The sequence below is a fragment of the Pseudomonas sp. B1(2018) genome (assembly GCF_003097365.1).
Lineage (GTDB): Bacteria > Pseudomonadota > Gammaproteobacteria > Pseudomonadales > Pseudomonadaceae > Aquipseudomonas > Aquipseudomonas laurylsulfatiphila.
Window position 1 is genome coordinate 141,639 of the sequence record NZ_PYUK01000002.1, and the last position, 13,748, is coordinate 155,386.

A 13,748-nucleotide genomic window follows, 5' to 3' on the forward strand; every position below is an offset into this window, starting at 1 on the left:
GTTACCTGTGTCCTTGAACCCGCAGCCATCGCTGCGGGGTTCGAATTTTATACGGCTGCTGCTGGAGTTGCCGGGGCGCGGTGATACGCCAGCCAGATCAGGACCAGGCCGCCGACGATCATCGGCAGGCACAGCACCTGGCCCATGGTCAGCCAGTTCCAGGCCAGATAGCCCAGCTGCGCGTCCGGTACGCGGACGAACTCGACGATGAAACGGAAGATGCCATAGAACAGCGCGAACATCCCCGATACCGCCATGGTCGGCCGCGGCTTGCGCGAGAACAGCCAGAGGATCAGGAACAGCGCCACACCTTCGAGGGCGAACTGGTACAGCTGCGAGGGGTGACGCGGCAACTGCGCCGGGTCGCTGAACGGCGGGAAGATCATCGCCCACGGCACGTCGGTCGGCTTGCCCCACAGCTCGGCATTGATGAAGTTGCCGATACGCCCGGCCCCCAGGCCAATCGGCACCATCGGCGCAACGAAATCCATCAGCTGGAAGAACGACTTGTTGTTCTTCTTACCGAACCACAACGCCGCCAGCATCACGCCGATGAAACCGCCGTGGAACGACATGCCGCCCTTCCACACTTCGAAAATCAGCGTCGGGTTGGCCAGATAGGCGCTCAGGTCGTAGAACAGCACATAACCCAGGCGTCCGCCGACGATCACCCCCATCGACATCCAGAACACCATGTCGGAGAGCTTCTCCTTGGTCCAGGTCGGGTCGAAGCGGTTCAACCGGCGGGAGGCCAGCAGCCAGGCGCCGCCGATGCCGATCAGGTACATCAGGCCGTACCAGTGGATTTTCAGCGGACCGATGGCCAGGGCCACCGGGTCGATCTGCGGGTAAGGCAGCATTGCGACTCCTCGTTAGAGTTCAAATCTTAAAAATTCCCGGGCGACGCTGCCACCTCAGGATTAAGCCAGGATTGCGCTGTGCGTCAGAGCAGATGCTTCAGACTAGAAAGTTCAGACCGACGCAGAACAGCAAAGCGGCAAACAGCCTTTTCAGCAACCTCGGCGACAACCTGTGGGCCAGTCGCGCGCCCAAACGGGCGAACACCATGCTGGTCAGGGCAATGCCCAGCAGCGCCGGCAAATAAACAAAACCGAGACTATGGGCCGGAAGCAACGGATCGTGCCAGCCCAGAATCATGAAACTTAATGCACTGGCCAGGGCAATCGGCAGACCGCAGGCCGATGAAGTGGCCACGGCTTGCTGCATCGGTACGCTGCGCCAGGTCAGGAATGGCACGGTCAACGAACCGCCGCCAATGCCGAAAATCGCCGAGGCCCAGCCAATTACGCTGCCGGCCACGGTCAGACCGAGTTTGCCCGGCACGGTTCGGCTGGCCTTGGGCTTGACGTCCAGTGCCAGTTGAGCGGCGATCACCAGGGCGAATACACCGATGAGTTTCTGCAGGTTGGGGCCGGAAATCGCTTCCGCCGTCAAGGCGCCGAACCCGGCACCGATCAGAATGCCGACGGTCATCCACATGAAGATCGGCCAACGCACGGCGCCACGGCGGTGATGTTCGCGTACCGCGTTGACCGAGGTAAAGATGATCGTCGCCAGGGACGTCCCCACGGCCAAGTGCGTGAGGATCGACGGATCGAAGCCTTGGGCCTTGAAGCTGAACACCAGCACCGGGACGATGATGATTCCGCCACCCACGCCAAACAGCCCGGCGAGCACACCTGCACAGGCGCCGAGCGCCAGATAGAGCAGAAATTCCATGGTTGTCCCGCCCGCATCCCCAAAACCGGAGCGGCATGGTAACGGATGCATGGCCTCAAGCTCCACTGTGCAAGGCGATGGATCGATGAGCGATGTCTGCGTAGAGTGGGCAAAAAACACACAAGGACTCCCTTATGTGCCTGATTGTTTTTGCCTGGCGCCCGGGCCATGCCCAACCGCTGGTCGTGGCGGCCAATCGCGATGAATTCTACGCCCGCCCCAGCCTTCCTCTGGCGCCATGGCCCGAAGCCCCGCACGTGCATGCGGGGCGTGATCTCGAGGCCGGTGGCACCTGGCTCGGTGTCGGCGCCAACGGACGCTTTGCGGCGCTGACCAATATCCGCGACCCCCACCGACCGCCTGGGCGCAAGTCTCGTGGGGAACTGGTCGCGCGTTTTCTCACCGGGGAGCTGACAATTGACGACTATTTAGCCGACGTTGTCGACCGTTCGCTGGAATATGGCGGCTTTAACCTGCTGGTCGGCAATCCCCATGAGCTCTGGCACTTCAATCAACGTGAATCGGAAGCCGTCATGCTGCCCCCGGGGGTCTACGGTTTATCCAATGCCGGGCTGGATACGCCGTGGCCAAAGCTGCTCAAGGCCAGGGCGGCGTTGAGCGAGGTGCTGGATGATCCGCAGCCTCAGGCACTGCTGGCGTTATTGAGCGATGCGCAGACCGCGCCGTTTGCCGAGTTGCCGGATACCGGCGTGGGGCTGGCGACCGAGACGTTGCTGTCGAGTGTGTTCATTGCCAGCCAGAGTTATGGGACGCGGGCGAGTACGGCGTTGATTGTACAGGCGGATGGCACGCGGCATATCGTCGAACGCAGTTTCGGGCCGTATGGCGGGCATCTTGGGGAAGTGGAGATCAAGATCTGAAAGATCGCAGCCGGATTGATCATCCGCGCCAACCCGAGGTTCTTCAGCGCCAGTTGCAGCGAGCTGTGGATAACCTGCGGGTTGTCGATGGTCATCAGCTCGGCCAGCAATTCCCTGGCCTTGCTCAGGTTGATCTGGCGCAGCATCCACTTCACCTTCGGCAAGTTGGTGGCGTTCATCGACAGGCTGTCGAAACCCATCGCCATCAACAGCACGGCCGCCGCCGGGTCACCGGCCATCTCACCGCAGATGCTCACCGGCTTGCCTTCGGCATGGGCGTCACGCACGACGTTCTGCAAGGCCTGAAGCACCGCCGGGTGCAGGTAGTCGTAAAGATCGGCGACCCGCGGGTTGTTGCGGTCCACGGCCAACAGGTATTGGGTCAGGTCGTTGGAACCGACCGACAGGAAGTCCACCTGCCGCGCCAGTTCCTTGGTCTGGTACACCGCCGCGGGGATCTCGATCATCACGCCAATCGGCGGCATCGGCACGTCGCAGCCTTCGTCGCGCACTTCGCCCCAGGCGCGGTGGATCAGGTGCAGCGCTTCTTCCAGTTCATGAATGCCGGAGATCATTGGCAGCAGAATGCGCAGGTTGTTCAAGCCTTCGCTGGCCTTGAGCATGGCACGGGTCTGCACCAGGAAGATTTCCGGGTGGTCGAGGGTGACGCGAATGCCGCGCCAGCCGAGGAACGGGTTGTCTTCCTTGATCGGGAAGTACGACAGCGACTTGTCGCCACCGATGTCCAGGGTGCGCATGGTCACCGGTTGCGGGTGGAACGCAGCCAGTTGTTCGCGGTAGATCGCCAGTTGTTCCTTTTCGCTCGGGAACCGCTGATTGATCATGAACGGCACTTCGGTGCGGTACAGGCCCACGCCTTCGGCACCGCGCTTTTGCGCACGCGCCACGTCCGCCAGCAGGCCGGTGTTGACCCACAGCGGCATGCGGTGGCCATCGACCGTGATACACGGCAGATCGCGCAGCGCATCCAGCCCGAGGGCCAGTTGCTTCTCTTCCTCGACCACTTCGGCGAACTGCTTGCGCAGCACGTCACTCGGGTTGGTGTAGACCTCGCCGTGGTAGCCGTCGACGATCATCTGGATGCCGTCGACCTTGGAGTACGGCAGATCGACCAGGCCCATCACAGTCGGGATGCCCATGGCGCGGGCGAGGATGGCGACGTGGGAGTTACCGGAACCGAGCACCGACACCAGGCCGGCCAGCTTGCCTTCCGGCACCTCACCGAGCATCGCCGGCGTCAGTTCTTCGCTGACCAGAATGGTGTTGTCGGGGTAGACCAGGGTTTGCTGGCGCTCTTCCTGCAAATAAGCCAGCAAGCGCCGGCCGAGGTCCTTGACGTCCGAGGCGCGCTCGCGCAGGTAGGCGTCGTCCATCAATTCGAAACGGTTGACGTGATCGGTGACCACCTGGCGCAACGCGCCCTGGGCCCACTGACCGGTCTTGATCACGGTGGTGACTTCGCTGCCCAGCGCGGCATCGTCGAGCATCATCAGGTAGACGTCGAACAGGGCCCGCTCTTCCGGGCGCAACTGCGTGGCAAGCTTGGCCGACAACGCGCGCATGTCGGCGCGCACGCCTTCGATGGCGGTCTTGAACAGCCCGAGTTCGGCGTCGATGTCGGTGATGGTCTTGTCCGGCACCACGTCCAGGTCGGCCGGCGGCAGCATGACCACCGCCGTGCCCACTGCCGCACCCGGCGAACCCGGCACGCCGACGAACTTGGCTTCCTGGATGCCTTTGCCCTGACGACCGAGGCCACGGATCGAGCCGGTGGCTTCGGCGTGGGCGATAACGCCGGCGAGCTGCGCGCTCATGGTCACGAGGAAGGCTTCTTCACCTTCATCGAACTGGCGCCGTTCTTTTTGCTGAATGACCAACACGCCGACGACGCGGCGGTGGTGAATGATCGGTGCCCCGAGGAATGAGGCGAAGCGCTCTTCACCGGTCTCGGCGAAGTAGCGGTAGCGCGGGTGGTCCGCAGCGTTTTCGAGGTTCAGGGGTTCTTCGCGCGTACCGACCAGGCCAACCAGACCTTCGTTGGGTGCCATGCTGACTTTGCCGATCGAGCGCTTGTTCAAGCCCTCGGTGGCCATCAGCACGAAGCGGTTGGTCTCGGGGTCAAGCAGGTAGACCGAGCAGACCTGGCTGCCCATGGCCTCTTTGACGCGCAACACAATAATCCCCAACGCCGCCTTGAGATCCTTGGCGGAGTTAACTTCCTGGACGATCTTGCGCAGCGTATTGAGCATGGCTCGGGGTCGAACTCCGTCGTCAGTCGCGCGCTAAAAGGCGCGGGGCAAGCTCTTTGAGAGCGCGTCGATACACCTCGCGCTTGAATGTCACCACCTGGCCCAACGGATACCAATAGCTGACCCAGCGCCAGCCATCGAATTCCGGTTTACCGGTCAAATCCATCCGCACCCGCTGCTCGTTGGAGACCAGGCGCAGGAGAAACCATTTCTGTTTCTGGCCGATGCACAGCGGTTGGCTGTGGGTACGTACCAGACGTTGCGGCAAACGATAGCGCAACCAGCCCCGGGTGCAGGCGAGAATTTCAACATCTTCGCGCTCCAGGCCTACTTCTTCGTTCAGCTCGCGGTACAAGGCGTCTTCCGGCGTCTCTTCGGGGTTGATTCCTCCCTGTGGAAACTGCCAGGCATCTTGATTGATTCGGCGAGCCCATAGCACCTGGCCGGCGTCATTCGTCAGAATGATCCCGACATTGGGGCGAAAACCATCGGGGTCGATCACGGCAACAACCTCGCAAACGCATGTCGCCGCATTGTTCCACAAAGGTTGTTAAGGCGGCAACGAAGGTTCCTACCTTATGTGCACTCTTGTGAAAAGACCGTATTCTTGTCGCCTTTTTACTGACTTTTCAGCGGGTAACTGCAATGCGCCTGGCTTTATTCGATTTGGACAACACCCTCCTGGGCGGTGACAGCGATCACGCTTGGGGCGATTACCTGTGCGAGCGCGGCTTTCTCGACGCCGTCGCCTACAAGACGCGCAACGATGAGTTCTACCAGGATTACCTGGCCGGCAAACTGGATAACGCTGCTTACCTGAACTTCTGCCTTGAAGTCCTCGGGCGTACCGAAATGGCCACGCTGGATCAGTGGCACAGCGACTACATGCGCGACTGCATCGAACCGATCGTGCTGCCCAAGGCCATTGAGCTGCTGGCCAAGCACCGCGACGCCGGCGACAAACTGGTGATCATTACCGCCACCAACCGCTTCGTCACCGGGCCGATTGCCGAGCGCCTGGGCGTCGAAACCCTGATCGCCACCGAATGCGAAATGCTCGACGGCCGCTACACCGGACGCAGCACCGACGTGCCGTGCTTCCGCGAAGGCAAGGTGACGCGGTTGAATCGCTGGCTGGAAGAAACCGGGTTTACGCTGGAAGACAGCTACTTCTATAGCGACTCGATGAATGATTTGCCGTTGCTGGAGCAGGTGACGAATCCGGTGGCGGTTGATCCGGACCCGAATCTGCGGGCCGAGGCTGAGAAGCGTGGTTGGCCGGTGATTTCGTTGCGCGACTGAAGATCAGAAGATCGCAGCCTGCGGCAGCTCCTACAGGCTTCCCCTGTAGGAGCTGCCGAAGGCTGCGATCTTTTCGGGCTAAACCGGCTTCGCTCCCATCAACCCCGCAATGGCAACAAAACAGACAAAACTGAACAACGCCAGGGCAAAGGTGAACTTCCCCACGCCACCCGGCGCTTTACGCAGCTTGTTCAGCCGCACCAGCAGCCAGAACCACGCCAGTGCCGCCACGGTGTAGAGCACACTGGAGGCCAGCAACCAGGTCTGACCCAGCGGCCAGCCCACCAGGTGCACCATCCACCAGCCGGTAAACGGCATGCTCAGCAGCGCCAGCCCCATCAACAGCCAGACAAATACATGCGGCCGTTGCAGGGTGCGGCTTCCCGCCGTCGCATCACCCTTGCGCCGCGCCAGCAAAACCCAGACGCCCAGACCCAGCGCACAAGCCAGCAGTACAACAGTTGCCACCATGTGCGCCGCTTTCAGGGCAGTTAACGTTTCCATTGTTCGATTTCCTTATGACCTGCCCAACAGCGTAGCCCCTCAGCCAAGAAACAGCTGATAGGCCGGGTTGTCGCTTTCGTCCCAGTACGGGTAACCGATTTCTTCCAGCGCCGCCGGTACCAGGTGGCGCTCGTCGTGCGGCACTTGCAGGCCCGCGACCACACGGCCATCCGCCGCGCCATGGTTGCGGTAATGGAACATCGAGATGTTCCAGCGCCCGCCGAGCTTGTTGAGGAAGTTGAACAACGCCCCCGGACGCTCCGGGAATTCGAAACGCAGGATCACTTCGTCGACCACATGCGCCGCACGCCCGCCGACCATGTGGCGGATGTGCAACTTGGCCAGTTCATTGTCGGTCAGGTCCAGTACCGGGAAACCCTGCTCGCTCAGACTGGCGATCAGGGCGCTGCGCGGGTCGTTTTCCGGGTGGGTCTGCACGCCGACAAAGATGTGCGCTTCACTGCCGGTGTTGTAGCGGTAGTTGAATTCGGTGATCTGGCGCTTGCCGATGGCTTCGCAGAACGCCTTGAAGCTGCCCGGCTTCTCGGGAATGGTCACGGCGATGATCGCTTCACGGCCCTCGCCCAGCTCCGCACGCTCGGCGACATGGCGCAGGCGGTCGAAGTTGACGTTGGCCCCGGAGTCGATGGCCACGAAGGTCTGACCGCTGACGCCGCGCTGCTCGACATACTTCTTGATCCCGGCCACGCCCAATGCGCCGGCAGGTTCGGTGATCGAGCGGGTATCGTCGTAGATATCCTTGATAGCGGCGCAGATTTCGTCGGTGCTGACGGTGATCACTTCATCGACATGATCCTTGCAGATGTCAAAGGTGTGCTGACCGATCTGAGCCACCGCAACACCGTCGGCGAAGATGCCCACGGTCGGCAACACCACACGCTCGCCCGCCGCCATGGCGGCTTGCAGGCAATTGGAGTCATCTGGCTCGACGCCGATGATCTTGATGTCCGGGCGCAGGTACTTCACGTACGCCGCAATGCCGGCAATCAGGCCGCCACCGCCCACCGGGACGAAAATCGCATCCAGTGGCTGCGGGTGCTGGCGCAGAATCTCCATCGCCACGGTGCCCTGCCCGGCAATGGTGTGGGGATCGTCGTACGGGTGAATATAGACGTAGCCTTTTTCATCGACCAGTTTCAGCGAGTAGGCCAGGGCTTCCGGGAACGAATCGCCGTGCAGCACCACTTTACCGCCACGCGAGCGCACGCCTTCGACCTTGATCTCCGGGGTGGTCTTGGGCATGACGATGGTCGCTTTCACACCCAGCACCTTCGCCGCCAGGGCCAGGCCTTGCGCATGGTTGCCCGCCGAAGCCGTCACTACGCCGCGGGCGCGCTCTTCATCGCTCAACTGGGTCAACTTGTTGTAGGCGCCGCGAATCTTGAAGGAGAACACCGGCTGCAAGTCTTCGCGCTTGAGCCAAATGCTGTTGCCCAGCCGCTCGGAAAGCTGGCGGGCAGACTGCAGCGGGGTTTCTACGGCAACGTCATAAACGCGCGAGGTGAGGATCTTTTTGACGTACTGTTCAAGCATCGGAAAGCATCACTGAGCGGGTTGGGCGGGACCAAGGAGTCTAACCCGCATTTTGGGCGGGCGACCACACTAAACAGGTGGTTTTAAGCCAGCGAAAAGATCGCAGCCTTCGGCAGCTCCTACAGGTTCGATGTTTTGACCTGCCAATCGGGCAATGACCTTCACCGCCCCGAAGCCTATAATGCCGGCCTTTCGTCCCCTCCTCGGCACTCCGGAGCCCGCATGAACCAGGATCAACTCAAACAGGCAGTGGCCCAGGCCGCCGTCGACTTCATCCTTCCGAAACTCGACGACAAGAGCATCGTCGGGGTCGGCACCGGCTCCACCGCCAACTGCTTCATCGATGCCCTGGCCCAGCACAAGGGCGCATTCGATGGCGCCGTCGCCAGTTCCGAAGCCACCGCCGCGCGCCTCAAGGGCCACGGGATTCCGGTGTACGAACTGAACACCGTCAGCGACCTGGAGTTCTATGTCGACGGCGCCGATGAAAGCGACGAGCACCTGAACCTGATCAAGGGTGGCGGCGCCGCCCTGACCCGCGAGAAGATCGTCGCGGCCGTGGCCAAGACCTTCATCTGCATCGCCGATGCCAGCAAACTGGTGCCGGTCCTCGGTACTTTCCCGCTGCCGGTGGAAGTCATCCCGATGGCCCGCAGCCATGTGGCCCGCGAACTGGTGAAGCTCGGTGGCGACCCGGTCTACCGCGAAGGCGTGCTGACCGACAACGGCAACATCATTCTCGACGTGTTCAACATGCAGATCACCAACCCGGTGGAGCTGGAGACACAGATCAACGCGATCGTCGGCGTGGTCACCAATGGTTTGTTCGCGGCGCGTCCGGCGGATCTGTTGCTGCTGGGTACCAGCGAAGGCGTAAAGACCCTGCGCGCCCAATAAGCCACACTGCCCAAATTCTCTGGGCAGATGAATGACCTGTGGGAGCGAGCTTGCTCGCGATGAGGCCGTGTCAGTCGACTGAAATGTTGAATGACAGACCGCAATCGCGAGCAAGCTCGCTCCCACAGTATTTTGTGGTGTCGGTCAGGGTTGTGCGGGTTTCTTGAACACGTAAAACAGGTTCGGCTCGCTGACGAGGTACAGCGTACCGTCGTCGTCCACGGCGATCCCCTCCGCTTGCGGCACGGTTTTTTGCAGGCCCTGGCGCCCCTTGCCCAACGACATTGTGCTCAGCGGACGCCCGCTCACATCCAGCTCCAGAATCAACCGCGATTCATCCGACAGCGCCAGCAAATGCCCGCTGCGCTCGTCATATTGCAGGCTCGACAGATCCCGCACGAACATCCCGGCATCACGCTTGGGGTCGTTGATCACGTGTACCGAGTAGGACTCTTCAGGATTGAAGCGCGGGAAACCGTGCACCTCGTAGATCAGCATCGGGTTGCGCTCCTTGGCGACGAACAGGCGCTTGCCCACGGAATCGTAAGCCAGGCCCTCGAAACCCTTGTTGCCGCCCATGTGGACGCCAATGGTCATCTGCTCGGCGTCTGCCGCATCGACGAAAGTGGTGTCCTGCTCCAGACGAATCTTGATCAGCCGCTGCTGGCTTTCATCAGTGACCACATAGACGTCCTCGCTGATGAACTCCACCGCCTCCGGATCGCCGAAACCGACCAGCGCCACACGGCGCAAAATCCTGCCGTCGAGGGACAACTCGATCAGCTCGCTGTGCTTGTTGGTGACGGTGAACAGGCTTTTGCGCACCGGGTCGTAGGTCAACGCTGAAACATTGTCCGCCAGGCCATCGATCACCTGCGCTTCGGTCACGACCCGGTATTGATCAAGGCCCATGCCCTGGGAACTCACCGGCTGCCACAGCGTATGCAGATTGAACCAGGCACGCTCGAACAGACGCAGGTATTGGCCGAGCGCAACCAGGGCGATCAGCGAGATCACCGACAGGATCAGAATCAGGGATTTGGGGCGGGCAAATCGACGCATTCGGCTGGGCTCAGGGTCAAAACAGGCGGATGAAATATCACGCCCGTCTGAACTGAAGCTTAATGGCCGCGGGCCTTTTTCGTATACGCAATCAACGCAGGAGCTGCCGCAGGCTGCGATCTTTTGACTTTGGCGTCCACCAGATCGCTAAAGATCAAAAGATCGCAGCCTGCGGCAGCTCCTACAGAGGCATTACCTCTGTTTTTCGAAGCGATAAAACAGGTTCGGCTCACTCACCATGTACAGCGTACCCGCTTCATCCATGGTCACGCCTTCGGCGCGCGGAATGGTGTTTTTCAGGCCGTTGAAGCCGCCCAACAGGGTGATGAAACTGACCTGCTCGCCATTCTTGTCCAGCTCCAGCAACAGGTGCGAGTCGGCGGACAGCGCCAGCATGTGGCCGGTCCGCGGGTCGATGGCCAGCGCCGACAGGTTGCGCATGTCCAGCGCATGACTGGCCAGCTTCAGCTTGTCGCCGGTCAGGACCTTGCCGTCACCCTTCCAGGTAAACAATGCCGGCGGGCGCTCTTCACCCAACACCAGTTGCTGATTGCCCGGATCCCAGGTAACAGCCTCAAAGGCTTTGTTCTGGTCTTTGGAAGGGCCGAGGTCGTATTTCGGGAAGTCGGCGATGTTCAGTTCGCGAGTCTCGGCAGCGACCTTGACGATAGAGATCAGATGCTCGCGCTCATCGACAATGGCCAGTCGGCCGTCGCCCAGCACGGTGACGCCCTCCGGGTTGCTCCAGCCGACCAATGGCATTTTGCGCAGCACATCACCCTGCAGGTTCAACTCGACCAGGAAGGGGTTCTTGCCCATGACCGAAAACAGGGTCTTGGTCTGAGGGTCATAGGCCACGTCCGATGCTTCGTCCTTCTCCATGCCCGGCAACGGCTTGGCATCGATCACCGCCCGATAGTCCGGCAGCCAGACACTGGCCTGACGCTCGGCCGGGCTTTTGAATTGCTCTTTCACCCAGAGCACGCCCCGCGCATCCCAGTGCATGGCAAATGCAACGCCGTAGGCGACAACGGCCACCAGTAGCAGCCAGGTGTGCCAACGCAGGCTGAAGCGAGAGCGACGTGCAGGTTTAAGCGTGGATAGCGGAGGAGTGGCCATTGGGGAATGCGTTCCAGAAATTCAGGCTAGGGGTAATAGCACAGTTTGGGGCCGGCTCAGAGGCCGAAAGCCCTGAAATTATCCAGACAGGATGTGAAAAAAACGGGAAATGACAGGGTGGGCCATCTACAGGCCACGACAAAACCAATGTGGGAGCGGCGGTGCGACGATTCGACTTGCTCGCGAAAGCGGTGTGTCAGGCAACACTTATGTCGACTGTCACGCCCTCTTCGCGAGCAAGCCCGCTCCCACAGGGTACAACGGCGCTACAACTAGCGAACGCTGCTGGTGAAGCGGCTGGCGCCCGGGAGTTCCAGGACGATCTCGTCACCGACATTCAGCGGACCGACGCCCACTGGCGTGCCGGTGAGGATCACATCCCCGGCCTGCAACGAAAAGCAGCCGGCCATGTGCTGGATCATCGGCACGATCGGGTTGAGCATTGCGCTGCTGTTGCCGTCCTGGCGCAGTTCGCCGTTGATGGTCAGGCGGATGCCGATGTCGGTCAGGTCGGCAAAGGTGCTGCCTGACACGAACGGAGCAATCACCGCCGCACCGTCGAATGACTTGGCGATTTCCCACGGCAGACCCTTGGATTTCAGCTCGGCCTGCTTGTCGCGCAGGGTCAAGTCCAGGGCCGGGGCGAAACCGGAGATGGCGTCGAGCACTTCTTCACGGCTCGGCCTGGTCGACAACGGCTTGCCGATCAACACCGCGATCTCCGATTCGTAGTGCACCGAGCCGCGCTCGGTGGGAATGCTGAAACCACCTTCCAGCGGCACCACGCAACTGCCCGGCTTGATGAACAGCAGCGGCTCGGTCGGCACCGGGTTATCCAGTTCCTTGGCGTGTTCGGCGTAGTTGCGGCCGATGCACACCACTTTCCCCAACGGGAAATGAATACGCGTACCGTCGACATACTGGTGCTGATAGCTCATTTACCGTCTCCTGCCTTCAAGGGTGCGTAAGGTTTGCAGCTCAAACCGCGAAGATCTTGCCTGGGTTCATGATGCCGTTCGGGTCGAACACTGCCTTGACCGCTTTCATGTACTCGATCTCGACCGGCGAACGGCTGTAGGTCAGGTAATCCCGCTTGGTCATGCCCACGCCGTGCTCGGCGGAAATCGAACCGTTGTACTTCTCGACGGTTTCGAACACCCACTTGTTGACGGTGGCGCACTTGGCGAAGAACTCGTCCTTGCTCAGGTTATCCGGCTTGAGGATGTTCAAGTGCAGGTTGCCGTCGCCGATGTGGCCGAACCAGACGATTTCGAAATCCGGGTAGTGTTCGCCAACGATCGCGTCGATTTCCTTCAGGAACGCCGGGACTTTCGATACGGTGACCGAGATGTCGTTCTTGTACGGCGTCCAGTGGGAGATGGTTTCGGAGATGTACTCGCGCAGCTTCCACAGGTTCTGCAACTGGGTTTCGCTCTGGCTCATCACGCCGTCCAGCACCCAGCCCTGCTCGACGCAGTGCTCGAAGGTTTCCAGGGCGTGGTTAGCCACTTCTTCGGTGGTCGCTTCGAATTCCAGCAGCGCGTAGAACGGGCAGTCGGACTCGAATGGCGCCGGCACGTCGCCACGGGCCATGACCTTGGCCAGGGCCTTGTCGGAGAAGAATTCGAAAGCGGTCAGGTCGAGTTTGCTCTGGAAGGCGTGCAGCACCGGCATGATCGAGTCGAAATCGGCGGTGCCGAGAACCATCGCCGTCAGGTTTTTCGGCGCGCGATCGAGGCGCATGGTCGCTTCGACCACGAACCCGAGTGTGCCTTCAGCCCCGATGAACAGCTGGCGCATGTCGTAGCCGGTGGCGTTCTTGATCAGGTCGCGGTTCAGTTCCAGCACGTCGCCCTTGCCGGTGACGACTTTCATGCCAGCGACCCAGTTACGGGTCATGCCGTAGCGAATCACCTTGATTCCGCCGGCATTGGTGCCGATATTGCCGCCAATCTGGCTCGATCCTGCCGAAGCGAAGTCCACCGGGTAGTACAGGCCGTTTTCTTCGGCCACGTTCTGCAGGTGCTCGGTGACCACGCCCGGCTGACAAACGGCGGTGCGGTCAGTGAGGTTCACGTCGAGGATCTGGTTCATGTAGTCGAACGACACGACTACTTCGCCATTGGCCGCCACGGCAGCAGCGGACAGCCCCGTACGGCCGCCGGACGGCACCAGCGCCACCTTGTGCTTGTTGGCCCACAGGACAATGGCCTGGACCTGTTCGGTTGTCTTGGGGAACACGATGGCGGTCGGAGCGGGGGCGAAATGCTTGGTCCAATCCTTACCGTAAGCATTCAGGGAGTCGGCATCGGTCAGCACCTTGCCAGGCTCAACCAGGGTCTTCAGCTCTTCAATCAAGGCAGGATTGGTCATCGACAGAACTCTCGAACAATTCATGGTCATCCTGAGAACGCTTCAC

12 protein-coding genes and 1 pseudogene are annotated in these 13,748 nt (G+C 61.0%); 3 read left to right on the top strand and 10 right to left on the bottom strand.

Annotation, left to right across the window (positions count from 1 at the left end; translation table 11 throughout):
• Window positions 1-47: 47 nt before the first annotated feature.
• Complete coding sequence (gene lgt, locus C9422_RS03060; RefSeq protein ID WP_007976415.1) at window positions 48-860, bottom strand: prolipoprotein diacylglyceryl transferase; 813 nt, start codon at window positions 858-860, stop codon at window positions 48-50.
• 97 nt (window positions 861-957) lie between these two features.
• On the bottom strand, window positions 958-1,740 hold the full coding sequence (locus tag C9422_RS03065; RefSeq protein ID WP_116579665.1) for a sulfite exporter TauE/SafE family protein: 783 nt from the start codon (window positions 1,738-1,740) through the stop codon (window positions 958-960).
• Between the two features lie 134 nt (window positions 1,741-1,874).
• Between C9422_RS03065 and C9422_RS03070 the strand changes: the two genes are divergently transcribed.
• Entirely contained in the window at window positions 1,875-2,621 is a 747-nt protein-coding gene (locus C9422_RS03070; RefSeq protein WP_116579666.1) for an NRDE family protein, read from the top strand.
• Here C9422_RS03070 and ptsP read toward each other — a convergent pair.
• Both ptsP and C9422_RS03080 read right to left on the bottom strand, forming a co-directional pair.
• Window positions 2,618-4,891 (bottom strand): annotated as a pseudogene (gene ptsP / locus C9422_RS03075) (phosphoenolpyruvate--protein phosphotransferase); the annotation flags it as partial. The gene C9422_RS03070 and the pseudogene ptsP overlap by 4 nt on opposite strands.
• Window positions 4,892-4,913: 22 nt before the next feature.
• Window positions 4,914-5,393: an RNA pyrophosphohydrolase gene (locus C9422_RS03080; protein WP_053163553.1), complete on the bottom strand. Its 480-nt coding sequence runs from the start codon at window positions 5,391-5,393 to the stop codon at window positions 4,914-4,916.
• A gap of 143 nt (window positions 5,394-5,536) precedes the next feature.
• On the opposite strand from C9422_RS03080, the gene C9422_RS03085 reads away from it, so the two are divergent.
• Window positions 5,537-6,193: an HAD family phosphatase gene (locus tag C9422_RS03085; RefSeq protein ID WP_116579667.1), complete on the top strand. Its 657-nt coding sequence runs from the start codon at window positions 5,537-5,539 to the stop codon at window positions 6,191-6,193.
• A 78-nt stretch (window positions 6,194-6,271) separates the two neighbouring features.
• Here C9422_RS03085 and C9422_RS03090 read toward each other — a convergent pair whose 3' ends face one another.
• Window positions 6,272-6,697, bottom strand: a complete 426-nt coding sequence (locus C9422_RS03090) for a DUF2269 domain-containing protein (RefSeq protein ID WP_116579668.1) — start codon at window positions 6,695-6,697, stop codon at window positions 6,272-6,274.
• Window positions 6,698-6,736: 39 nt separating this feature from the next.
• A complete protein-coding gene (ilvA, locus tag C9422_RS03095) occupies window positions 6,737-8,251 on the bottom strand; it encodes a threonine ammonia-lyase, biosynthetic (RefSeq protein ID WP_007976404.1) in 1,515 nt (504 codons plus the stop codon).
• Window positions 8,252-8,473: 222 nt separating this feature from the next.
• Between ilvA and rpiA the strand changes: the two genes are divergently transcribed.
• Window positions 8,474-9,148: a ribose-5-phosphate isomerase RpiA gene (gene rpiA / locus C9422_RS03100; protein ID WP_007976402.1), complete on the top strand. Its 675-nt coding sequence runs from the start codon at window positions 8,474-8,476 to the stop codon at window positions 9,146-9,148.
• A 144-nt stretch (window positions 9,149-9,292) separates the two neighbouring features.
• On the opposite strand, the gene C9422_RS03110 is transcribed toward rpiA, so the two are convergent.
• From C9422_RS03110 to C9422_RS03130, 4 genes are all read right to left on the bottom strand, one after another.
• Window positions 9,293-10,210: an SdiA-regulated domain-containing protein gene (locus C9422_RS03110; RefSeq protein ID WP_116579669.1), complete on the bottom strand. Its 918-nt coding sequence runs from the start codon at window positions 10,208-10,210 to the stop codon at window positions 9,293-9,295.
• A 192-nt stretch (window positions 10,211-10,402) separates the two neighbouring features.
• Window positions 10,403-11,329, bottom strand: a complete 927-nt coding sequence (locus tag C9422_RS03115) for an SdiA-regulated domain-containing protein (protein ID WP_116579670.1) — start codon at window positions 11,327-11,329, stop codon at window positions 10,403-10,405.
• A gap of 272 nt (window positions 11,330-11,601) precedes the next feature.
• The gene (locus C9422_RS03125) at window positions 11,602-12,267 is read right to left on the bottom strand and encodes a fumarylacetoacetate hydrolase family protein (RefSeq protein WP_116579671.1); all 666 of its coding nucleotides are present in this window, start codon (window positions 12,265-12,267) and stop codon (window positions 11,602-11,604) included.
• Between the two features lie 40 nt (window positions 12,268-12,307).
• Window positions 12,308-13,702, bottom strand: coding sequence for an FAD-binding oxidoreductase (locus C9422_RS03130; protein WP_032829505.1), 1,395 nt, complete (start codon window positions 13,700-13,702; stop codon window positions 12,308-12,310).
• Window positions 13,703-13,748 lie beyond the last annotated feature (46 nt).